Origin of the sequence: Paraburkholderia fynbosensis, assembly GCF_902859935.1 — a bacterium.
GTDB classification, from domain to species: Bacteria; Pseudomonadota; Gammaproteobacteria; order Burkholderiales; family Burkholderiaceae; genus Paraburkholderia; species Paraburkholderia fynbosensis.
In genome coordinates this window covers 73,953-95,995 of record NZ_CADIKI010000005.1, presented here as the reverse complement: position 1 = coordinate 95,995, position 22,043 = coordinate 73,953, and the positions used below count along the sequence as shown (strand labels likewise).

The 22,043-nt window shown below is 61.2% G+C and carries 20 protein-coding genes and 3 pseudogenes; 14 read left to right on the top strand and 9 right to left on the bottom strand.

The genetic code is table 11. From position 1 onward, the window contains the following. Positions 1 to 199: 199 nt before the first annotated feature. The 3 genes from HV770_RS10125 to HV770_RS10115 all read left to right on the top strand — a co-directional run bounded on the left by HV770_RS10125 (position 200) and on the right by HV770_RS10115 (position 4,075). Positions 200 to 1,558 (top strand): MFS transporter, encoded by a 1,359-nt coding sequence (locus HV770_RS10125; protein ID WP_175159270.1) that lies wholly within the window; start codon positions 200 to 202, stop codon positions 1,556 to 1,558. Between the two features lie 124 nt (positions 1,559 to 1,682). Further along, positions 1,683 to 2,408, top strand: coding sequence for a nitroreductase (locus HV770_RS10120; protein ID WP_175159269.1), 726 nt, complete (start codon positions 1,683 to 1,685; stop codon positions 2,406 to 2,408). 14 nt (positions 2,409 to 2,422) lie between these two features. Then, entirely contained in the window at positions 2,423 to 4,075 is a 1,653-nt protein-coding gene (locus HV770_RS10115) for an AMP-binding protein (RefSeq protein ID WP_175159268.1), read from the top strand. A gap of 89 nt (positions 4,076 to 4,164) precedes the next feature. On the opposite strand, the pseudogene HV770_RS10110 reads toward HV770_RS10115, so the two are convergent. Together HV770_RS10110 and HV770_RS10105 are read right to left on the bottom strand one after the other, a co-directional pair. Further along, positions 4,165 to 4,561: pseudogene (locus HV770_RS10110) on the bottom strand (transposase); the annotation flags it as partial. Between the two features lie 110 nt (positions 4,562 to 4,671). Beyond that, a pseudogene (locus HV770_RS10105) lies at positions 4,672 to 4,854 on the bottom strand (MFS transporter); the annotation flags it as partial. Positions 4,855 to 4,866: 12 nt separating this feature from the next. Here HV770_RS10105 and HV770_RS10100 point away from each other — a divergent pair. After that, entirely contained in the window at positions 4,867 to 5,679 is an 813-nt protein-coding gene (locus HV770_RS10100) for an IclR family transcriptional regulator (protein WP_175159266.1), read from the top strand. 288 nt (positions 5,680 to 5,967) lie between these two features. Here the strand turns inward: HV770_RS10100 and HV770_RS39685 are convergent, their stop codons facing one another. The 6 genes from HV770_RS39685 to HV770_RS10070 all read right to left on the bottom strand — a co-directional run bounded on the left by HV770_RS39685 (position 5,968) and on the right by HV770_RS10070 (position 11,139). Continuing rightward, positions 5,968 to 6,177: a hypothetical protein gene (locus HV770_RS39685; protein WP_217468588.1), complete on the bottom strand. Its 210-nt coding sequence runs from the start codon at positions 6,175 to 6,177 to the stop codon at positions 5,968 to 5,970. Positions 6,178 to 6,211: 34 nt separating this feature from the next. Then, positions 6,212 to 6,805 carry an alpha/beta fold hydrolase gene (locus HV770_RS39680; RefSeq protein WP_425497397.1) on the bottom strand — a complete coding sequence of 198 codons (594 nt, stop codon included), beginning with the start codon at positions 6,803 to 6,805 and terminating at the stop codon, positions 6,212 to 6,214. 218 nt (positions 6,806 to 7,023) lie between these two features. Beyond that, complete coding sequence (locus HV770_RS10085; protein ID WP_217468587.1) at positions 7,024 to 8,043, bottom strand: Gfo/Idh/MocA family protein; 1,020 nt, start codon at positions 8,041 to 8,043, stop codon at positions 7,024 to 7,026. 172 nt (positions 8,044 to 8,215) lie between these two features. Then, the gene (locus HV770_RS10080; RefSeq protein WP_246290800.1) at positions 8,216 to 9,118 is read right to left on the bottom strand and encodes a shikimate dehydrogenase family protein; all 903 of its coding nucleotides are present in this window, start codon (positions 9,116 to 9,118) and stop codon (positions 8,216 to 8,218) included. Positions 9,119 to 9,128: 10 nt separating this feature from the next. Beyond that, positions 9,129 to 9,581 carry a cupin domain-containing protein gene (locus tag HV770_RS10075; protein ID WP_175159263.1) on the bottom strand — a complete coding sequence of 151 codons (453 nt, stop codon included), beginning with the start codon at positions 9,579 to 9,581 and terminating at the stop codon, positions 9,129 to 9,131. Between the two features lie 124 nt (positions 9,582 to 9,705). After that, entirely contained in the window at positions 9,706 to 11,139 is a 1,434-nt protein-coding gene (locus HV770_RS10070; protein ID WP_175159262.1) for an MFS transporter, read from the bottom strand. Between the two features lie 84 nt (positions 11,140 to 11,223). Between HV770_RS10070 and HV770_RS10065 the strand changes: the two genes are divergently transcribed. From HV770_RS10065 to HV770_RS39675, 10 genes and pseudogenes are all read left to right on the top strand, one after another. Continuing rightward, a complete protein-coding gene (locus HV770_RS10065; RefSeq protein WP_175159261.1) occupies positions 11,224 to 12,036 on the top strand; it encodes an IclR family transcriptional regulator in 813 nt (270 codons plus the stop codon). Next, positions 12,033 to 12,845 (top strand): 2-keto-4-pentenoate hydratase, encoded by an 813-nt coding sequence (locus HV770_RS10060; RefSeq protein WP_175159260.1) that lies wholly within the window; start codon positions 12,033 to 12,035, stop codon positions 12,843 to 12,845. Before HV770_RS10065 ends, HV770_RS10060 begins: the two co-directional genes overlap by 4 nt. A 13-nt stretch (positions 12,846 to 12,858) precedes the next feature. Then, a complete protein-coding gene (locus tag HV770_RS10055) occupies positions 12,859 to 13,752 on the top strand; it encodes a fumarylacetoacetate hydrolase family protein (protein WP_175159259.1) in 894 nt (297 codons plus the stop codon). 28 nt (positions 13,753 to 13,780) lie between these two features. Then, positions 13,781 to 14,476 carry a hypothetical protein gene (locus HV770_RS10050; protein ID WP_175159258.1) on the top strand — a complete coding sequence of 232 codons (696 nt, stop codon included), beginning with the start codon at positions 13,781 to 13,783 and terminating at the stop codon, positions 14,474 to 14,476. Between the two features lie 96 nt (positions 14,477 to 14,572). Then, entirely contained in the window at positions 14,573 to 16,144 is a 1,572-nt protein-coding gene (locus HV770_RS10045) for a UxaA family hydrolase (protein WP_175159257.1), read from the top strand. Positions 16,145 to 16,220: 76 nt separating this feature from the next. Continuing rightward, positions 16,221 to 17,434, top strand: a pseudogene (locus HV770_RS10040) (fumarylacetoacetate hydrolase family protein). Between the two features lie 245 nt (positions 17,435 to 17,679). Then, complete coding sequence (locus tag HV770_RS10035) at positions 17,680 to 18,885, top strand: tyrosine-type recombinase/integrase (RefSeq protein WP_175159256.1); 1,206 nt, start codon at positions 17,680 to 17,682, stop codon at positions 18,883 to 18,885. A 338-nt stretch (positions 18,886 to 19,223) separates the two neighbouring features. Continuing rightward, positions 19,224 to 19,451, top strand: coding sequence for a helix-turn-helix transcriptional regulator (locus HV770_RS10030; RefSeq protein ID WP_175159255.1), 228 nt, complete (start codon positions 19,224 to 19,226; stop codon positions 19,449 to 19,451). 634 nt (positions 19,452 to 20,085) lie between these two features. Next, complete coding sequence (locus HV770_RS10025; RefSeq protein WP_175159254.1) at positions 20,086 to 20,454, top strand: hypothetical protein; 369 nt, start codon at positions 20,086 to 20,088, stop codon at positions 20,452 to 20,454. Between the two features lie 419 nt (positions 20,455 to 20,873). Next, positions 20,874 to 21,197, top strand: coding sequence for a hypothetical protein (locus tag HV770_RS39675; RefSeq protein WP_425497396.1), 324 nt, complete (start codon positions 20,874 to 20,876; stop codon positions 21,195 to 21,197). On the opposite strand, the gene HV770_RS10015 is transcribed toward HV770_RS39675, so the two are convergent. After that, positions 21,160 to 22,041 (bottom strand): MFS transporter, encoded by an 882-nt coding sequence (locus tag HV770_RS10015; RefSeq protein WP_217468585.1) that lies wholly within the window; start codon positions 22,039 to 22,041, stop codon positions 21,160 to 21,162. The genes HV770_RS39675 and HV770_RS10015 overlap by 38 nt on opposite strands. Positions 22,042 to 22,043 lie beyond the last annotated feature (2 nt).

The following is a 22,043-nucleotide window of genomic DNA, read 5'->3' as shown; positions in this document are numbered from 1 at the left end:
GGCGCAACGCCGCAAGCGCGGGTGTTCGGTGACCTCATTCAGGTTGAACTTCATGGACATGGACGGCCGGCGTCGTCCCGCTGAAACTGGTTACAGCACAGACCAACGGCCAGTCGAGTTGCGACAAGGCCGCCCCATTGGGGGGGCTGTTGGAGCCCGCGTGGACTTCGCCCACGACGTCAAAACCAAAGGAGACAGGATGAACCAGATAGAGGTGCACTCACTCGCGGGTGAGGCAAGATTCAATGGCTTTCACACCCTGGTCCTGTTCTGGTGTCTGTTGATGCTGATACTCGACGGCTACGATCTTGCCGTCGTGGGCGCAGCGTTGCCATCAATCATGAAGGACATGGGCATCGACGCGACCAGGGCTGGCGTCATGGCCGGATCGGCACTTTTTGGCGTGATGCTCGGGGCCATTTTCCTTGGCACGCTGGCTGACCGTTTCGGCCGACCCATGATGATCTGTGTTTGCGTCGCGTTGTTCAGTCTTTTCACCGCAGCGGCTGGGTTGACCAGCGATCCCGTCGCCTTCAGCGTGACGCGATTCATCGCTGGCCTGGGCATTGGCGGGGTCTTGCCAATTGTCACCGCACAGATGGGAGAATTTTCGCCGAACGCCCTGCGCACGCGATTGGTGACGCTGGTATTCGCGGGATATTCCATTGGCGGAATTCTTGTGGCGCTGACTGCAAAGCAGCTTATCGGCAGCTACGGCTGGCAATCCGTCTTTTTTGCCGCAGGCCTGCCTGTCCTGCTGATTCCGTTCATCATCAAAACGATGCCCCATTCGATGTCCTTCCTGGTTAAAAGCGGCCGGCACGACGAACTGCGCACCGTGGTGAAGCGGTTGGTGCCCGACTATCCGGTGAGCGCTCAGGAGCGCTTTGTCGGATCTTCGGCGGACAAAAGCAAGGACGCATCGGTGCGACGCCTCTTCCAGGACGGGCGGGGCTTCAGTACGACGATGATCTGGGTCGCGTTCATGACCGGCCTTTTCATGGTCTACGCACTCAGCTCCTGGTTGACCAAGCTGATGGCAATGGCCGGATTCAGCCTGGGTTCAGCTTTGAACTTCGTGATCGTCTTCAACGTCGGCGCCATCGCCGGTGCGATTTTTGGTGGTTGGCTCAGCGACAAGGTCAACATCAAGAGGGTACTGATTGCGTTTTACGTCGTCGGGGCGGTTGCGCTGTCGCTGATCGGCTACACGAAGTCGACCGTGTCGTTGTTTGTCGTCGTATTCGTTGTCGGCGCATCGACGCTTGGTACGCAACTGCTTGCCTATGCTTACGCGGGTGACTTCTATCCCCATGCGATCCGGTCTACCGGTGTTGGCTTTGCTTCTGGCGTGGGCCGGATCGGCGCCATCGTGGCACCGGTGCTCATCGGCTGGCTCGTCTCCCTGAAGCTGCCGCTTGAACAGAACTTCATGGCGATCGGTCTGGCCGGCCTTATCGGTGCGGCGGCGGTGACGCTGATCAATCAGACACGTGCCGACTCATACCGCCCAGCCAGCGCGCCTGTCGCTTTAGTTCAGGGTAGCGCAGGGCGCTGAGGTCTCTACCATACGCGGCTTCATGGTCGGGGTTCGTTCGTGTGAAGAGCGCGGCTGTCGCGGACTCTCCACCCGAAAAAACACCAAGTCCACGTCGCAGCAAATTTTCAACATGCCGAGAAAAATGGACCGTCTATCTGCTCCTCCTTTCAGCTCGTTTGCCGACGTGAGTCGAGCCGTCGACTGGGCACTCGTCACCCGGCGCAGCGTCCGTGCTTTCCTGCCTATACCGGTGCCCCGCGAGGAAGTCGAGTCCATCCTCGACGTTGCGCGCTTCAGCGCAACCGGCGTCAACATCCAGCCCTGGCATGTGCATGTTGTGACAGGCACGATGAAGTCCCGCCTGTCTGCTGCCATCAACGAGATCAATGATGATCCTGCACGAAGTTCCGACCTGGAAGAGCCCTACGACTACTACCCACGCGAATGGATCGCGCCGTATGTGGACCGGCGGCGGGAGGTGGGTTGGAATCTGTACGGCCTGCTGGGTATCCAGAAGGGGGACAAGGAGCGGATGCACGTCCAGCACGGCCGCAACTACAGCTTCTTTGATGCGCCCGTAGGCCTGTTTTTCACGGTTGACCGGGTCATGCGTGAAGGAAGTCTGCTGGACACCGGCATGTTCCTGCAAAGCGTCATGATCGCCGCCCGGGCGCGGGGCCTCGACACCTGCCCGCAGGCGGCTTTCAACAAGTTCCACCGTGTCATCGCCAACGAACTGTCCATTCCCGACAATCACATGCTGGTCTGCGGGATGAGTCTGGGTTATGCGGATCCCAGTTGCATCGAGAACTCGCTCGTCACGGAGCGCAGCCCGGTCGGCGAATTCACCACTTTCTACGAAAAATGAACGGAGACAAAGTCATGAGTGCAAAGGCTTACTCTCAAGGACTTGAGAAGAACGCGGCAAACCACGTTCCATTGACGCCATTGACCTTCCTCGATCGAACCGCCGACGTCTATCCGGACCGGACTGCGATCATTCATGGCGACTTCCGGCAGACGTGGGCCGAAACCCGCGAGCGTTGCTATCGCCTCGCGTCGGCGCTCGTTCAGATGGGGATCGAATCGGGCGAAACGGTGTCGATCATCGCGCCGAACACCCCGGCCATGCTTGAGGCACACTTTGGCGTGCCACTGTCCGGTGCCGTGCTCAACGCCGTCAATTGCCGCCTCGATGCTGACGGTGTCGCATTCATTCTGCGCCACGGCGAATGCAAGCTCCTGCTGGTAGATCGCGAATTTGCTCCGCTGGTCGAGAAAGCGTTGCGGTCGGTTTCCAATCCGCCGCGCGTGATCGACATCAACGATCACGAAGCGCCTGACGGCCCCGCCATCGGGGAAACTGATTATGAGTCGCTGCTGACGAGCGGCGATCCCGCATTTGCCGGTCGCCGCCCGGTCGATGAGTGGACGCCCATTGCCCTGAATTACACGTCGGGTACAACCGGGGATCCGAAGGGCGTCGTTCCCAGCCACCGCGGCACGTATCTGATGAGCCTGTTGCAGATGACGAACTGGCCGCTGCCGCGCGCGCCGGTTTATTTGTGGACGCTTCCCATGTTCCATGCGAATGGCTGGTGCTTCACATGGGCGATTACTGCCGCGGCCGGAACGCATGTATGCCTGCGCAAGGTCAATGCTGCCAATGTTCTTTCCGCCATCGTCAGACATGGTGTCGATCATTTTTGTGCGGCGCCGATTGTCCTGTCAGGCCTCGCAAGCATGCCTCATTCAGAACGGCAGCCGCTGCCGCGTCGGGTGCGGGTCCTGACAGCCGGCTCGCCGGCCCCAGCCGCTGTTCTCGAGGCCGTTGGCGCGATGGGCTTCGATGTCGACCATGTCTTTGGGATTACTGAGATTTCCGGCACTCCGATCAGCTGTGCATGGCATGACGAGTGGGATACGTTGCCGCCGGAGCAGCAAGGGAAATTGAAAGCGCGGCAAGGCGTACGTGCGGCAGCGTTCGAAAAAATGTCGGTCGCCGATCCTGAGACGCTAGAGACGGTGTCGGCCGACAGCAAGTCTTGCGGTGAGGTCCTGGTTCGAGGGAATACGGTGATGATGGGATATCTTAAAAATCCCGAAGCAACCGCAAAAGCTCTCGCGGGCGGCTGGTTCCATACTGGAGATCTGGCCATCGTCCATCCTGACGGCTATATCCAGATCACAGACCGCTCGAAGGACGTGATCATCTCTGGCGGAGAAAATATTTCGTCTGTGGAGGTGGAGGAGGTCATCTACCGCATGTCGGGCGTCCTGAACGCGGCCGTCGTCGCGCAGCCTGATGACAAATGGGGCGAGACTCCTTGCGCGTTTATCGAGCTGAGGCCCGATAGCCCAAGCATCACCGAGGAGGATGTGATCTCGTTCTGTCGGGAGCGACTGGCGCATTTCAAGTGCCCGCGCCGCGTGATTTTTGGCGAATTGCCCAAAACTGCTACCGGAAAAATACAGAAGTTTCGCCTGCGGGAGCAAGCGGGCAGCCGCGTAGCGATCACAAGATTGGCGGAATGAGGCTGTTGGTCCGCTGAGCGCGCGACGTGCCGTGGCGCGCAACGACACTCGAGCGCGACTGTGGTTGCACGGGTTCCTGGGCGGACTTCGCTGACCGGGTGCGGTTGGAAGTAGACGCTTGAACGGGCAATGTCCACCAGCCGCACCTGCTGGCTCACCGGCAATGCGTGCTCGCGATCCATCGTCGCTTTACGCTCGGCAATCCCGCCTTGCCGAGCGCACTTTCCAAAAGATCGTTCTCCAGAGTCAATTGCCCGATCTTCGCGTGCAACGCCTTCACATCGACCAGGGGCTCGGCCGATGTTTGGCCCGTCTCGAACACTTCGGCAACACGCTCTTGCATTTGCTTCTTCCAGTCCGTGATCTGGTTCGGATGCACATCAAACTGCTGGGCCAGCTCGGCCTGCGTCTTGTCGCGCTTGAGCGCCGCGAGTGCCACCTTTGCCTGAACCCCGGAGAGTGTGTCCGTCGGTTGCGTTTCGTCATCCTCTGGTTTCTTGTTGCCGGCCATATGACCGACTCACGCCCCAGCTTTTCCACTTACCGACCTGTCCGAATTCTCGGCGCCACCTCTAGGTCGCCTGGCGCCGGTCGCTTGATGCGATAATGGCGACCGTTGGATTGTCAGACAGGAAGAACAGCTGCGGGACCGCCAGCGACGCCGCGGTCGCATCGATGAAGAAGTCGTAATACTCCAAGGCCGAGCCAATCCAGCCGCTGGCCGCGGCTATCTTCGACTGGCGCCTGCGGTGGGGCTTAACTGGAATTTTCCGAGTCATGCGTGTCTTATTATGAGAGTTGTCAAGGGAGCAGTTGACCGGTCGCTTCAGGCGATCGAGTTGCTCGCACGTGAAGCGCGCTGGATGCGCATGTCCGATATCGCCGCCGAGCTCGGGCTGGAGAAAGGGCCTGCCCATCGGGTGCTCGCGCAACTGTGCGAGCAGGGGTGGGCGGAGCAGGATGAACAGACGTCCCAGTACCGTCTGACCTTGAAGCTGTCCTTGCTCGGTCAGCGGTACCTGCATGGGCTCGGTCTGCCGGGGCTGGTGCAGCCGATCCTTGACGAAGTCGCCGGGCAGTGCCGCGAGCTGGTCCGGCTGACGGTGGTCAACGAAGGAACCCTCGCGTGGCTGGCAGCGTCCCAGGGCGCGGCGCCGGGCCTCATGTATTCGCCGTCCATGCACAGTCCCATCGTCTTGCATGCCACATCGGTTGGCAAGGTGTGGCTGGCTGGAATGCCGAACGACCAGGCGATCGAATACGCCCTGCGTGGCGGACTCGGAAAAGCGTCTGCCGCCGGCGCATGGACGCCGAAGGCAATCACCAGCGTCGAGCAGTTGATTCCGGAGTTGGAGCGGACCAGGCAGCGTGGCTATGGCCTGGTCGTTGAAGAGGCCGAGCCGGGTGTCGTCGCCTTGGCGGTGCCGGTGCGTTCGCTGCCTGACGGTGCGGTGGTGGGCACGATGAGCATTGCCGGGCCGGTCACACGGGTTCGGCCGGAGCGTTACGAGGCCTTTTACGCGCTATTGCAGCAAGCGTCTGCGAAGCTGGGTGCCGTCTGGCCGCGCCAGAGCGTCGGTGCGCATGTGAGTGAGGCGGCATGAACACGCCGGGAGTACATCAGGCTATCGAGCGAACCGCCGCGTTGCTTCGGGCTTTGGCGCCAGCTCGCTCGATCCACTGAACGGCCAGAACGAGCACCGCAGCGACAACACCATCGGGCGGACGCTGAAGGCCGACGTGAGAGCAGCAGCGTCACGTTCGGCCGCCGCACGGCGACAGCACCACTCGTCGCCGAACGCAATCATGGTCGTTGCTCGAAAGACATGTTGTGTAGATCCACCGCAATAGCGGCGCGCCGGACGAACGGGCGCCGTATAGTCGGGTCAGCATCACATGGAGGCGCGGCGTGGGGCTGATAGCAGCAGTTCCTGCAGCTCAGCTTTGTAGAAACGAGCCAGGCCGCTGCTGCCGTGGCCGCACGTATCCTCGCTGGCAGGGATCAAAAACAGCCGGCCGTGGCGCACATGCTGCATCGCGCGCTCCATCAGACCGGTCTCGGGCGGATAGCGTTCGTCGTCGGCCGCGTTGACGGCGAGCACCGTAGCCTGGACCTGCTCCAGACCGGGTGCCGGGTTATAGCCGCGCGAGGCAGCCCATTGATATAAGAAGTCGTTGGCATCCAACGTGAAGGGCTGGGCCAACTGGGTGTCCACGTAGTTGTCGGCCAACTCCATTGTCGGCGCCACCTTCTGGTAGGCCAGCGTTCCGCCGTTGGTGGCCAGCGCGAAGAACGCGCTGGCAATGCGCAAGGAGCGGGGCGGACTGGGGTAATTGCCATCCTGGTACTCCGGGTCGTTGCGGACCATCTCGGTGAGCATGCGGCGCAGCATCCAGTTGCGGCCGGACATCTGTGGGCTGCGACGCCATTGGCACCAGCGCGTCCATGAAGTCCGGATATCGCACCGCCCACATCCATGCGTGCATGCCGCCCATCGAGTTGCCGATCAACAGCCGCAGGTGGCGGATGCCCAGGCACTCGGTTACGAGCCTGTACTGCGCAAGCACCATGTCGTCGTAGTTGTAAGCTGGAAACCGCGTGCGCAGCCCGTCGGACGGCTTGGACGATCCGCCTGTTCCAATCCCGTCCGGGAGAATGATGAAATAGTTGTTGGCATCAAGCGGCTGTCCCGGCCCGAACAACTCTCCCGCGAAGGCGGGCGTCAGCATGCTGGCGCCTGTGCCCGCCGTGCCGTGCAGGACCAGGACCGGCTCGCCGGACGGGTCGCCGATGGTTCGGTAGTGTAGCCGCAGCTCCGGCATCACCTCCCCGGTGTGGAAACGGAAGTCTCGCGCGATCCAGTCGTCTTCCTTCGGTGCGGGATAATGGGCCAAATTGCAATATCTCGTTAGCGGCACAGGCGTGCGAGGCGATCCCGCAGCTCGGGTCATACAGAAATTGGCGCAAGAGTCTGAAGCGCACCCCCTTGCCGGGCAGAAGCGTAGGCCGCATCCATGACCTGCATCATCGCCTCGGCGTCGCGCAATGACGCGATCGGCTTTGCACCTGTGCGGCATTCAGCAAGCACCCGCTTGACGAACAGCGGGTAGTAAATGTCAGTCTCTAACTGGAGACGGCGACTTCGAGTGCCGAAGGCAAGGCTGCTTCGGTCCCGAATCTCGATCCGGTCGGGGCCCGATTTCGCGTACATGCGATCGGATGAAAGGGTGAAGGAGAATTCGCGCTGCTCGTCTTGAGTACTGGGAAAGCTGTATCCGGTCTCCACCAGCCCGATCACGCCGTCTTCGGTTTGCATTGTCAGCAACGAGTAGTCCTCGACGGCGCCTCGATGCGTTCGGGCGTTCATGGTGGCGGAGACTCGCGCGACCTCTTTACCGGTCAGCAATCTGAAGAGATCGATGAAGTGCGTTGCGACATTGATCGTGGATCCGCCTCCGGAAAACACCGGGTCGAGTGCCCAACCTGCGCCCGCAGCTTCATAACGACCAGGCGGACCCACGATGAAACGGAACGACATGTAGTTGAAGTCCGACGGAATGCGCCCCTCGGCATCTTCCAGTGCGGTGAGCAATTCGCTCATGCGAAAGATCAACGGTACGGCGCAATAAAGATTGGCTTCCTCTGTCAGTTTGCGCAGCCGCGCGACCTGCGACCTGTTGACGCCGCAGGGTTTTTCGAGCGCGAATGGAATTTTTCGTGCGATCACCGCCTCAGCGAGCGTCGGCATTTCGGAATGCCGCCCGAACACAAATGCAAAATCGACCTCCTCGCGCTCTAGCAACTCATAGGCTGACGAGTACAACCTGCTCCCAAATCGCGCGGCAATTGCCTGCCCCTTCGCCTGCTCCGCATCCGAAACGGCTACCACCTGGATCCCGGGCGCCTCGAGCGCATCAAGATAGAGTGGGACATGCCAATGGCTGGCCTCCAGCAATGCGACTTTCATGCGTGTTCTCCCTTCGCACCGTCGACAAGTCGACTTGGTGCTTGCGCGCTGCGCGCGTTAAAGCCATCCGCACATACTGGTGTGAGAACGTTGAAACTATTCATCGCATCTTCCCTCCATTCAAACTGGTGATAACCGTTGATTCCGGGCGTTTTCGCTCAGGCGTTCGGCATCAGGGGCTTGCGTCCTTGGCAGGCGCGAACAGCAAGGCATCGTCTGGTGCTGACCTTCCAGCAGGGCGGTAATCGAACCCAAGGAAGCGTAGGGCATGTAATGCCTGCCCTTCATGCATTGGCCCTCCGTCCTGGGTACGACAGCCGCGCGCATGCGCGGCGCGGCGAAGCGGCGTCGGCTCGGGCGCATTGATGATGTCCACGACGACGGTGCCGGGCGCGAGCCGCTCGGGATTTACCGGCATGGCATCATTCCTGTTCATGCCGAGCGGTGTGGCATTGATAACGATTTCGAATCCGTGCGGGTCGGGTGGTCCGGCATGCGTGATGCAACCGGTTTCGGCAGCCACGGATTTAGCGAGATCGCCAGCCCGATGCGCGTCGACGTCGGATATGGTGAGCGTCCGGGCGCCCGCGGCCGCGACTGCAAATGCAATAGCTCTGCCTGCGCCTCCGGCACCGACGAGAAGAACGGACCTGTTCGCCGGATGATTGCCTTCCCATTGCATGCCAAGCACACAGCCGACGCCATCGAATATGGCGCCGACCCAGCGTCCATCTTCTTCGCAACGGATGACGTTGAGTGCGCCGACCCTGGAAGCAGTGGGATGCAGTTCGTCGACAAAAGCCAGCATCCGTTGCTTATGAGGCATCGTGACCAGCATGCCGGAAAGATTGCCTATCGCTCGTGCGCCGGCGACAAATGCGGACAGGCCCTCCGCCTTGACCCCAAACGGAATGCAAACCGCGTCCGCGCGCTGTTCGATAAAAAGCTGGTTCAGCAATTGCGGCGACTTGGCTGCCGTCAGTGGATCGCCCACTAACCCGTAGAGTCGCGTTCTTCCTGTGATAGGTGGATGCATTGCGGCCTCATGTCCGATGTTGACGGAAGGTGCAGTCATAGCTTGGTGCTCACTTCCAGGGTGCCGGCGGTTCGGCGAGATCCCATGTTCCGTAGACCGCGGGCTCGTTAATCTCGATCACTTCAAGGTCATCGGAGCGCCAGATCACGTTGTGCGGAACGCCGGCGGGCTGCGAGAGGTCGTCCCCGGCGTTGAGAGTCACATTGCCCTCGACGCCGGCGAAACGGAACGTGACCGATCCACGCAGCACATACAGGTAGTGCGCAGTCATGTCGTGCCAGTGCCAGCCCGTGGCATCGGTGAACGGCTTCAGCGCGCGAATGTGCTTGGCTCCGATGCGACCGTTGGTCACTGCGGCGAGCCCGAGGTCGCGATACTCGGCGTCCGCGCGCAGCCCCTCCTGGTTCCAGACCGCCGCGCACGCGCTCACGCGTGCGAACGGAGTCAGGGATTGCGCGAGTTCGCGTGGGCCGTCGTAACGTGGCGTACCTTGGTTATGCATGTGCCTTTCTCCTGTGTGGCATCAGATATTCGCAAGTGCCGCGACCGCTGGATCCTGCCCGGCCCATCCGAACGTCCTAAGTTGCGCCAACATGGCGGTCGCAGCGATATCGCCGTGGCTTCAGCTATGAGCGCAGCTGGTTTGTTAAGTCCTGTGGGTCGGCTGTTCCGGTGGTCCCGCGCATCGCCCCGGCGCGCAGGCGATCGTAGTCGCCTTTGGGTACGGGGACCGCGTTGCGGTCGCCGAGGTCGTGGAGGCGGACGCGGTACGTCTCGCGCGTGGTGAAAGCGGCGATCGCGGCCACGACACAGATGCCGAATGTCAGGGCTCCGATCTTCAGCGGAATATGGGCGGAGCCGGGGGGCGCGACCGCGACGAAAAATGCCGGGAGAAGCGCGGAAAGTGTCGTCCCGACGTTCTGTCCGATGGCCATCCCAGACACGCGCACGCGCGTGTGGAACAGTTCGGGGAACAGGCTCGGGAATACGCCGTTGAAGCCCTGATAGGCGATGCCCCACATGAGCACCGAGAGAACCATCGCCAGCCACAGGTTGTGGATGCTGATTGCGTACAGATACACGAACGACAGCAGTCCGGCGCTGAGGGTGCCGACAAGAACTGGCGGCCGGCGGCCAATCCTGTCCGAGAGATTGCCGACGTAGGGAATCAGGATCACTGCGCAGATGTTACCCAGAACAGGAATCCACAGATACACGCCGGAAGGGAAGCCGATGCCGTACGCCGGTTGAACCGCGTAGGCGGCACCGAAGACCGCGGCGACCAGGGCGATCACGGCGGTAAGCGCCATGCAGACCACGCGCACGATATCGTCCCAGCTCTGCCGGAATACTTCGACGACCGGCGAGGCGGGAACTTCGCCGTGTGCGCGCTCCTCGGCGAAGGCCGGGGTCTCGTCGACTTCGCGGCGAATGATGTAAGCCACGATCATCACGACGATGCTCAGCAGGAACGGAATCCGCCAGCCCCAGGAAGTGAACTGGTCCTTGGGCATGAAGTGCGCGAGAGGCAGGAAGACGGCTGCCGCCATGAGCTGTCCGGCCTGCACGCCTTGGAGTGTAAAGCTCGCGAAGTAGCCGCGCCGACCGAACGGTGCGTGCTCGAGAATCATCGAGCTGGCGCCGGAAAGCTCCCCGGCGACCGCGAAGCCCTGGATCAGGCGAAGAATCACGAGCAGCACCGGCGCCCAGATCCCGATCTGCTTATACGTTGGCAGGGCCCCGACGGCCATTGTCGAAAGGCCCATGACGAACATGCAGAGGATCAGCACCGTCTTACGGCCGTAGCGGTCGCCCCAGTGCCCGAGGACGACGGCGCCCACCGGCCGGGCGATATAGCCGACACCGAAGCTCGCCAGTGACGCAATGATCGCGGCCGTTGGGTTATCAGACGGAAAGAAGAGCTGCGGGAACACCAGCGACGCCGCGGTCGCGTAGATGAAGAAGTCGTAATACTCCAATGCCGAGCCAATCCAGCCGCTGGCCGCGGCTATCTTCGACTGGCGCTTGCCGTGAGGCTGAACCTGAGTGTTCCGAGTCATGCTTGTCTCCGTCTCGATTGACTTTTCGGTGCTGGTTGTCTATTGTTGTAACATCGTTCCAGTAAGAATCATGTTACGTCAATTATGAGAGTTGTCAAGGGAGCAGTTGACCGGTCGCTTCAGGCGATCGAGTTGCTCGCACGTGAAGCGCGCTGGATGCGCATGTCCGATATTGCCGCCGACCTCGGGCTGGAGAAGGGCCCTGCCCATCGGGTGCTCGCGCAACTGTGCGAGCAGGGGTGGGCGGAGCAGGATGAACAGACGTCCCAGTACCGTCTGACCTTGAAGCTGTCCTTGCTCGGTCAGCGGTACCTGCATGGGCTCGGTCTGCCGGGGCTGGTGCAGCCGATCCTTGACGAAGTCGCCGGGCAGTGCCGCGAGCTGGTCCGGCTGACGGTGGTCAACGAAGGAACCCTCGCGTGGCTGGCAGCGTCCCAGGGCGCGGCGCCGGGCCTCATGTATTCGCCGTCCATGCACAGTCCCATCGTCTTGCATGCCACATCGGTTGGCAAGGTGTGGCTGGCTGGAATGCCGAACGACCAGGCGATCGAATACGCCCTGCGTGGCGGACTCGGAAAAGCGTCTGCCGCCGGCGCATGGACGCCGAAGGCAATCACCAGCGTCGAGCAGTTGATTCCGGAGTTGGAGCGGACCAGGCAGCGTGGCTATGGCCTGGTCGTTGAAGAGGCCGAGCCGGGTGTCGTCGCGTTGGCGGTGCCGGTGCGTTCGCTGCCTGACGGTGCGGTGGTGGGCACGATGAGCATTGCCGGGCCGGTCACACGGGTTCGGCCGGAGCGCTACGAGGCCTTTTATGCGCTATTGCAGCAAGCGTCTGCGAAGCTGGGTGCCGTCTGGCCGCGCCAGAGCGTCGGTGCGCATGTGAGTGAGGCGGCATGAACACGCCGGGAACACATCAGGCTATCGAGCGAACCGCCGCGTTGGATGAGCAGGCAGCACGCCTTCTCGTCGCGGCGCGTCGGCAAGGCAAGCTCGCGGAGCGCCTTTCCGTCGAACTGCGGCCCGCGAATCTGGACGAAGGTTTCGCGATCCAGCGAAAGGTGAGTGATCAGCTCGGTTGGCAGGCTGGCGCGTGGAAATGTGCGCTGCCGCCGGCGGGCAAAATCATCGCCGCACCAATCTATGACGCCGACATTCATCGAAGCGCCCACTGCCGCGTTCGCGCCGTGCCTGGGCAACCTGGGGTAAGGGCAGAGCCTGAACTCGCCTGTTTGCTGGCCCGCGATCTGCCGCCACGGCGCGAAGCATATAGCGAAGCCGAAGTGCTCGACGCTCTCGGGAATGTTCACCTCGCGCTCGAACTGCTGGGCAGTCGCTATGCGCGTCCCGAATCGCTGACGTTTCCTGAATTGCTGGCAGACGGCCTGTTCAATGCCGGTCTTGTCATTGGCCCGCGCGTTCGATTGCGCGAGGGCGCGACGCCGGCCGATCTCCCGGTTGAATTCACCGTCAGTCTGGCTCGCGCCGGGCAGGACACGGTCAGTTTTGCAGGCCGCCACCCTGATCGCAGCGTGCTCGCGCCGATCGTGTGGCTCGCCAACTTTCTCCGCGTTCGCGGCATTGGATTGCATGCCGGGCAGGCTGTGATCACGGGCTCTTACGCGGGCGTGCTCGAATTGCCGATCGGTTGTGAGTTGCATATCGGCTTCGGTGATCTGGGCACGTTGCCCCTAATTTTTTCGTCTTGATAGGAGTATCCAAATGCGTCTCGTCCGTTTCGGCCAGCCTGGTCAGGAGCATCCCGGTGTCATCGATTCGAGCGGTGCGATCCGCGATCTGACCGGCATCGTCGACGACATCGATGGAACGACTGTTTCGCCAGCGGCCCTTGCAAAGCTGGGCGAACTCGATCTGAATCGTCTGCCCACCGTGGAAGCAGGCACGCGCCTCGGCGCCTGTATCGGCAATGTCCGTAACCTCGTGTGCATTGGCCTGAACTATTCCGATCACGCCGCCGAAACCGATACGCCGATCCCGCGGGAACCCGTCGTGTTCAACAAGCATACGGGTTCGATCAGCGGTCCGAACGATCCGGTCATCTTGCCGGCAGACGCGCAAAAGCTGGATTGGGAGGTTGAACTGGGAGTGGTGATCGGCAAACCCGCCTGGCAGATCGATGAAGGCTCCGCGCTCGATCATGTGGCGGGTTACTGCCTTGCCAATGACATCTCCGAACGCGCTTATCAGCTCGAACGCGAAGGTCAGTGGACCAAGGGCAAAAGCGGCTTCTCTTTTGCCCCGCTCGGCCCGTGGCTCCTGACGCGTGATGAAGTGCCCGACCCGCAGGTGCTCGACCTGTGGCTCGACGTTAACGGCTCGCGTCGTCAGACGGGCAATACACGCACGATGATTTTCAACGTCGCGCATATCGTGGCGTATCTCAGCCGCTTCATGCCGCTGATGGCTGGCGACGTGATTATCACCGGGACGCCCCCCGGCGTGGGGCTCGGTCAGAAGCCGCCCGTCTTTCTGAAAGCGGGCGACACGATGACCCTTGGCGGCAGCGGACTCGGCGAGCAGGCCCAGAAGGTTGTGCAATACGCGGATTCGCTTGGCGCGGCATGGGTCCGCGGCGAATATCCGTTGGCACGATAAAACGATTGAACCTATGGAAGGAGGAGATATGAGCCTTGCTGGAACGGGCGTGGTCGCGATCTGGCATGACCTGCTGCCGGAAGCGAAGGATGAATTCTACGAATGGCACAACCGCGAGCACATGCCGGAACGCGCCGGAATTCCTGGGTTCAGGCGCGGCCGGCGCTACATCGCGCTGGATGCGGGACCCGAGTACTTCAATCTGTATGAAGCCGACACCGTGGAGGTGCTCGGCGCGCAAGACTACCTGCTTCGGCTGAATTCGCCGACGCCGTGGACGAAGCAGGTCGTTCCCTCGTTTCGCAGCGTGGCCCGCTCGATCTGCCATGTGGCGTATTCTGACGGCGTGGGCCAGGGCGCCAATCTCATGACGGTGCGCTTCGACGTGCCTTCCGCGGCGCGGGCCGACGTCGTGAAGGGATTGCGCCAGCAGGTCTTGCCGCCGCTCGCCGACCAGCGCGGCATCACGGGCGTGCACCTGTGTCTGGCCGATGAGGCCGTCAGCAAGGTGGAAACTGCGGAGAAGAAGGCGCGCTCGGAAGGCACCGAGGTGCCGACATGGATCGTGATGATCGAAGGATGCCGCGCCGACTATGTCCGCTCAGCGGTGGACGCATTCATTGCCGGACTCGCTGCTTTGCCCGGGGCCGCTGCGATTGCGCCGGACTCTACGCTCTATCAACTGGAGTACACACGGTGCAAAACGCCGTGGAGCGCCGGCTGAAACGTCGTTTGAACACGGCTGTGCGGCGCGTCACGCGACGCGGCGCAGCCGGTCCTGAAACTGTCGTCACGCATTGAGAAACGAAGGAGCAGTTCCATGTCGTCCCCTGTTGTGGGCAAGCCCGTCGCATCCACCGCGCTCAGGCCGGTGCGCGTCATTCGACTCAATCCCGCTGACGACGTCGTCATCGCTTTGGATCAGCTTATGTCCGGCACGGTGCTGGATGGGGAAGCGGTGACGGTCTCCGGATTGATCCCGCCCGGTCACAAAGTGGCGACACGCGACATCGGTCAGGGCCAGGCGGTGCACCGTTATGGCCAGATCATCGGCTTTGCGAGCCAGCCGATCCGCGCGGGGCAGCACGTTCATACGCATAATCTTGCGATGGGCGAATTCGCCCGTGACTACGCATTCAGTCAGGGCGTGCGCGCCACCGTCCCGTCAACCGAGCCCGCGACATTCCAGGGCATTGTGCGTGAAGACGGCCGTGTGGCCACGCGCAATTACATCGGCATTCTCACCTCGGTGAATTGCTCGGCCACGGTCGCGCGAGCCATTGCCGACTATTTCCGCCGTGACATTCGTCCCGAAGCGCTGGCCGCGTTTCCGAATGTCGATGGGGTCGTCGCGCTCACCCATGGTTCGGGTTGCGCCATCGACTCAGAAGGCGATGGTCTCGCGATGCTGCAGCGCACGCTTGGTGGCTATGCGTGCCATTCCAACTTCGCGAGCGTGCTGCTTGTCGGCCTGGGCTGTGAAACGAATCAGATTTCGCGGCTGCTCGAAACTCAGGGGCTCAGGGAACACGACCGCTTGCGAACTTTCACGATTCAGGACACCGGTGGCACGAGCCTGACAATTGCAAAGGGTATCGAACTGGTTCGGCAGATGTTGCCCGACGCGAATGACGTCAAGCGGGAAACAGTTTCGGCGAGTCATCTCACCATCGGCCTTCAATGTGGTGGGTCGGACGGATATTCGGGCATCACGGCCAATCCCGTGCTGGGTGCAGCCGTCGACTTGCTCGTGCGGCACGGCGGTACTGCGATCCTCTCGGAGACGCCGGAGATTTATGGCGCCGAGCACCTGTTGACCCGCCGCGCAGTAACGCCCGAAGTGGGACAGAAGCTGGTCGATCGCATCAGGTGGTGGGAAGCGTACGCGCAGCGGCAGGAGGCGCAGATCAACAACAATCCGTCGGCGGGCAATAAGGCCGGTGGCTTGACGACCGTTCTCGAGAAATCATTGGGCGGCATCGCAAAGGCAGGTTCGACGAACCTTGTCGAGGTGTACGAATACGCCCAGCCGGTTAGGGCGCGCGGTCTGGTGTTCATGGACACGCCTGGCTACGACCCGGTGTCGGCTACCGGCCAGGTTGCCGGCGGTGCGAACCTGATCTGCTTCACGACGGGACGCGGTTCGGCTTACGGCTGCGCGCCCTCGCCGTCGGTGAAGCTCGCGACAAACACGGCACTCTGGCAACGTCAGTCCGACGATATGGACCTGAACTGTGGAGAAGTGCTGGAAGGGAGCACGACGATCGAGCAACTTGGCGCAGTGCTGTTCAAACTGCTGCTCGACGTGGCCTCCGGGACACGTTCCCGTAGCGAGCAGCACGGTTACGGACAAAACGAATTCGTCCCCTGGCAGATCAGCGCAATCATGTGAGCCGCCGGTGTCCGGCATAAGTAGAGCATATACCGCACCGATGCCCGGCAATACCCATGCAAGGTTGGAGAAGAAGATGTCATTGAATGATAGATCCGCGCTGCCTGACGATCTGGAGCGGGCTGTGCTCGTGGGGCGCGCGTGGTGCGCCGATATCGGCGCACCGCGTCCTGTTGCCGTTATCGGTGGCGAACTGGTGGATGTGTCGTCGGTCGCGCTGACGACCAGCACGCTGGTTGAACAACCAGAAATCGGCCTTCGGCTTAAGGAGGCCGCTGCGAACCTGCCGAGGCTTGCGGCACTGGACCCGGTTCTTGCCAATTCCGCCTTCGATCGACGCGATCCGTCTACCCCTGGCTCATCGCGCCATGTGACCTGCAGGCGGTCAAGGCGAGCGGGGTGACGTTCGTCGAAAGCCTTCTGGAGCGGGTGATCGAGGAGCGCTCGGGAGGTGACGCGAGCCGGGCCGATGAAGTGCGCGCGCGTGTCATGTCCGTGCTGGGCGATCGGCTCGCAAGCGTCCGCCCGGGGTCTGAGCAAGCCGGGGCGGTGCGCCACGTGCTTATTCAGGAAGGAATGTGGTCGCAGTATCTGGAAGTCGGCATCGGTCCGGATGCGGAAATCTTCACGAAAGCGCAACCCATGTCCGCCGTCGCCACCGGCAGCGAGATCGGAATTCATGAAAATTCGCAGTGGAATAACCCGGAGCCTGAAATCGTGCTGGCGGTGACCAGCCGGGCGGAAATCGTCGGCGCCGCGCTTGGGAACGACGTCAACCTTCGGGATTTCGAAGGCCGGAGTGCACTGTTGCTCGGTAAGGCCAAGGATAACAACGCGTCGGCCTCTATTGGCCCGTTCATTCGCCTCTTCGACGGTACATTCGGCCTTGATGATGTTCGGGCTGCGGAGCTTTCGCTGCACGTAGAAGGAACAGATGGACATGTTCTGACAGGGACAAGTTCCATGAAGCGCATCAGCCGGGACCCGTCGGAACTCGTTGCGCAAGCGATGGGCTCTCACCATCAATACCCGGACGGAATGATGCTTTATCTCGGGACGTTGTTCGCACCGACCGCAGATCGTAACGTGCCGGGGCAAGGATTCACGCATCAGATCGGCGATATCGTAACGATATCGAGCCCGCGATTCGGAGCGCTCGTCAACACGGTCAACTATTCGCATCGCATTGCGCCCTGGGAGTTCGGGGTCGGCGCACTGCTCGCGAGCATTCTTCATCGGCATATCGGGAAAGCGGGGGCGTCGGCGCTTCGTTGCCTGCCGATCCGCTGATATTTCATTGAGTATCAGCGGACACGGTGCCAGTTAAACATGCAGTTTGTTTGTGAGAATGTAGAGATATTCATAGGTCTCCGCCAGGAGCACCTCCCGGGGCATCTCGCAATGTCCCGGACCAAACCCCGGAAGGCCGCCACATGGGCCTTCCGGGGTTTTTTCTTGTGCCGGACCTTCCCGTTCCATACCCCTCAATCGCACTCAGAAGTATGGGTAGTAGTATGGGTACAGGGGAGGTCGCCATGAGCACAAATCCGCGTTCCATCCACCGTCTTTCCGCGCTCGGCGTCGCGCGCCTGAACAAGCCTGGCCATTACTGCGATGGGGGTGGTCTGTACCTTCAGGTGTCGGCGGCGCGTACGCGCTCATGGGTCTACCGTTTCAGGCTACAGGGCCGGTTGCGTGAAATGGGTCTCGGGCCACTGCACGTTATCTCGCTTGCCGACGCACGCGAGCTCGCAGCGCGCTGCCGCAGGATGCTGTTCGACGGCGTCGATCCGATCGAGTCCCGCCATGCCGAGCGGGCACAGCAGCTTGCGACCGCCGCGCGCAGCCGGACATTTGATGAATGCACCAAGGCATTTACCAAAACGAACCGTGCAGGGTGGAAGAATGAAAAGCATGTCGCGCAGTGGGAGAACACGCTGGCCACCTATGCCTCACCCATCATCGGATCGCTTCGCGCGCGTGATATCGATACGGCGCTCATCGTGAGCGTGCTTGAGCCAATATGGCAAGCGAAACCTGAAACGGCCAGCCGGGTGCGTGGGCGTATCGAGTCAGTGCTCGACTGGGCGACGGTGCACCGGTATCGTGAAGGCGAGAATCCGGCACGATGGAAGGGCCACCTCGACAAGATACTGCCTGCGCGCACAAACGTGCGGAAGGTCCGGCACCATGCAGCCCTGCCGTACAAGGAATCAGCTGCGTTCGTCAAGGCACTGAGGGTGCAGGATGGCCTCGCGGCACGGGCGCTCGAACTGCTCATCCTGACTGCGGCGAGGACCAGCGAAGTCATTGGTGCTCTCCGCAACGAGTTTGATCTGGAGGCGGCTATTTGGACGGTGCCGGCGGAGCGGATGAAGGCCGAACGGGCACACCGGATTCCGCTGCCTGATTCCGCGCTTGCACTGGTGCGCCGGCTGCTTGAAGAGGCAGACGGCGACCTGGTGTTCCCGGGGGCGAAGAAGGGCAGGTCACTGTCCAACATGGCAATGCTCACGGTTCTGCGCCGGATGAAACGCACCGGCCTGACAGTACACGGTTTTCGCTCGACATTCCGTGACTGGGCCGCGGAGTGTACGACCTATCCCAACGAGATGGCGGAGATGGCGCTGGCGCACACAGTGGATGACAAGGTCGAGGCCGCATATCGTCGTGGCGACATGTTCCTGCGTCGCAAGCAGATGATGGACGACTGGGCGGCTTATTGTTCGCGGAAAGAATAGCCTAGCAGTGCTCGGGAATTCCAACTCGCAAGTGATGAACGCCAACGCTGGGGGCAACATGCTGCGTGTCAGTGGTTCATGCTAGCGTGTCGTTCTGTTGCCGGTCAGTCGTAGCCGGAAATAGCCTGGACTTTCTCCCTGGTGGGCTAGCGCCGAAAAAAACCGCCTCGTGGACCTGGCGGAGGGGAATCGATGGGAATCCATGGGATGTCCACCGCAGAAGCCGTGGTTGCGATTCCAGTAACTATTTTCCTGACCGCTCCTTTGATGGAGCCCGTGCTCGTGCGTTAGTCTGGCAACGTCCGGTGGCATGCGACGCCGTCAGGAGGGCCCGCATCATGAACGAGCACGTTGGTGGTTACGGAGGTACGAAAGTCCGCCTTATTCGGCTTCGAGAGGTGCGCATGCGGGTGGGCCTTGGCGCGAGCACGGTATACCGGTACCTCGCGGCAGGAAAATTCCCCAGACCTGTCAAGATCGGTGGCGGACGGGTGGCCTGGCTCGAAAGCGAAATCGATGCATGGATCGCGAGCCGCGCAGAAGCCACCCGTCATGGTCCGACATAGCCTCTCGTTTGCTGTAGGGGCAGCAACAATCACCGGCGTGGTCCGTCGAGTCGCATCCGGCGGCCGCGTTTCGTGGGTCGTGTCAGTCAACGTAGCTTGGACTTTAGGGTGCCGGCGGGAATCGACTCCATCAGAAAGACTTGGCGACGATGCGGCGCAATGACGTCGCTCACCGCGAGTTCCGGTCTCTCCGGGTCGCTCGACTGACATCTGCGTCGGCCCGTGCGATGGCCCCGCCGGGGCTGCCGTGGGAACCGCCCTTCGAGGGCGCCCGCACGTGGAATCGTCGGACGGACAAGTAAATGACCAGTGTGAACTTTACGCGGAGCCAATGGGAAGCTTGTCGAGACCTAGGCTCTGGAGGAGGCCCTTGCCGCCATCAGCGGCTTCTCGGGCGATTGCTTCTTTGGCTATCCGCTGATAGCGACGCCTGAGGGCAAATATTTTCTTGATGCGACGTTTGTCAGTCCGCAAAAGGGCGTCATTTTTTTCGATCTGATTGAAGGGGACCGACGTAGCGGATTACCCTGCACGTCAGGACGATCTCGCCAACAAGATCGACGCGAAGCTGAGACTGCACAAGGAACTAGTCAAAGGGTGAAAGCTCATTCCCGAACTCCAGGTTATCACCTTTGTGCCTGCAGTCACGGACGTTGCCCGGTTTGCGGAGGAAGGCTATCCGATCGCAAACGAGAAAAACCTGGCGGATGTGATGGCGGCCGTCGCGTCGTGGGAGAGCGACACCGATAACCTGTACTGGACGACGCTGTCAGCGATCGAGAGCCTGTCTTCCATCCGCAAGAGCCAGCTAAGGCGCGAAGTCAGCAATCCCAACTCGCGAGGTGCAAAGCTCAAGAGACTCGAATATTCGATAGCAACGCTCGATCACCGTCAGAACCGTGCCGTCATCGAGACGGTGGACGGGGTGGAACAGGTACGGGGCTTGGAAGGTTCTGGCAAGACGATCGTGCTTGCACTCAAGGCCGCGTATCTTCACACGTAGCATCCAGACTTGCGCATCGCGGTCACATTCCACACCCGGTCGCTTAAAGGGCAGTTCAAGCGGCCCATCAACAATTTTTGCATTGGACAGAGCGGCGAGGAACCGGACTGGACAAAGCTGCGGGTTGTTAGCGCATGGGGCGCTCCCGGTGACGATCAGCGCCGTCGGATCCCGACGCTGGCGAGTCCGACGGAATTTTTCATCAGATCCAAGCACAGCTACGCTACCGCGCGCGAGGCGCTGGGCCCCGGGATGCTGGTTCAATCAAGGCGTTTTTAACGGAACTGCAGCCACCGCAGTCGTTGTGATCTTCTGAGGCGCAGAACGACCTGCGCGGTCAGCACAAGACTTGACGACGAGAGTACAGCCCTCAAAGAGAGGACGCCGTGACGTTCCTCGTGGCGAAGATTTTTCATCACATGGAAAAGGGTGTTGCTGCCGTTCATCGTGTTGGCATCGAGCACCGCGAGTTGAAGCCGACGAACATCATGGTGACTGGTGGCTTCCAGTTGCATGCCGTGAAGGTTACCGATTTCGGCATCGAGAAAAAGGATGCAGGAGGAACTCATCGAAGCCGCCGAAGGGAGGCACTTCAACTCGGACGACGTCGAAGTCGGCAATTGGTGCGCTTCCATATCTGGCGCCAGAAGCAATTGATACCTTCACGGGATGTGCATCTAGCCATACTGGATGGCCACCCCTATCCTACCGAGGACTACCGTTCGTTGGTATCAACCGGATAAGAAAAGCGGCAAGAGCGGCAGCGGCGGCAGCAAAAAGAAACGCCGCGTTTGCGGATATTCCTAAGAGCAGGCCGGCAACCGCCGAACCGATGGGTAAGCCGGACAAGTTCAAGCTCATGGAAACCGAAAGGACTCGGCCGAATTTCGACGGGTCGGTTCGCCGTTGTCGCAGCGTCAGTAGTCCAACATCGACGGGGCCGACCGCTACGCCCGCGATAATCAGGCAGACCACCACTCCCGCCCAGCCGTTACAGGCAGCGATAGGCCAACAGGCGACGGCGGTGACAGCCATCCCGATTGCCATCACCGCACGTTCCCTCCCCGCGGTTCGGAGGTGTCCAGTTACCAAGGCGCCAATAGCGCCGGAGAAGCCAACGATGGCCCAAAGTGCGCCCGTAATCCGATCATTTTCCGGAGCGTGAAAATTCGCTCCTACTATGACAGGAATCACGATAAGCAGCGCGCCCCATGTCATCTGGTACAGCGAATAAGAGGTTGCCAGTCCACGCAGCGTTGGTTCTTTCAGGACCAGTACTAGGCCCTCCCAAGTCTGATGCCAGATCGAGCCAGAATGAGGACGATGAGGCTCGACGAGATGGACGGGAAGCAGGCAGCAGGCGGCGAGAGCATACGCGACTGCAATCACGAGAAACGTAGCGGCACCGCCGCGGTAAGAGAACACCACACCAGCGAGGGCGGGGCCCAACACGTCGGTAGCTGCGTATATGGCAGTGTCAACTGCGTTTATCCGGTCGAGCTCCGCCGGCGAAACGAGTCTTGGAAACAATGTCCTGATTCCGGCAGCACTAAGAGGGCTCGTCAGTGAATAGGCGGCAACGATCAAGA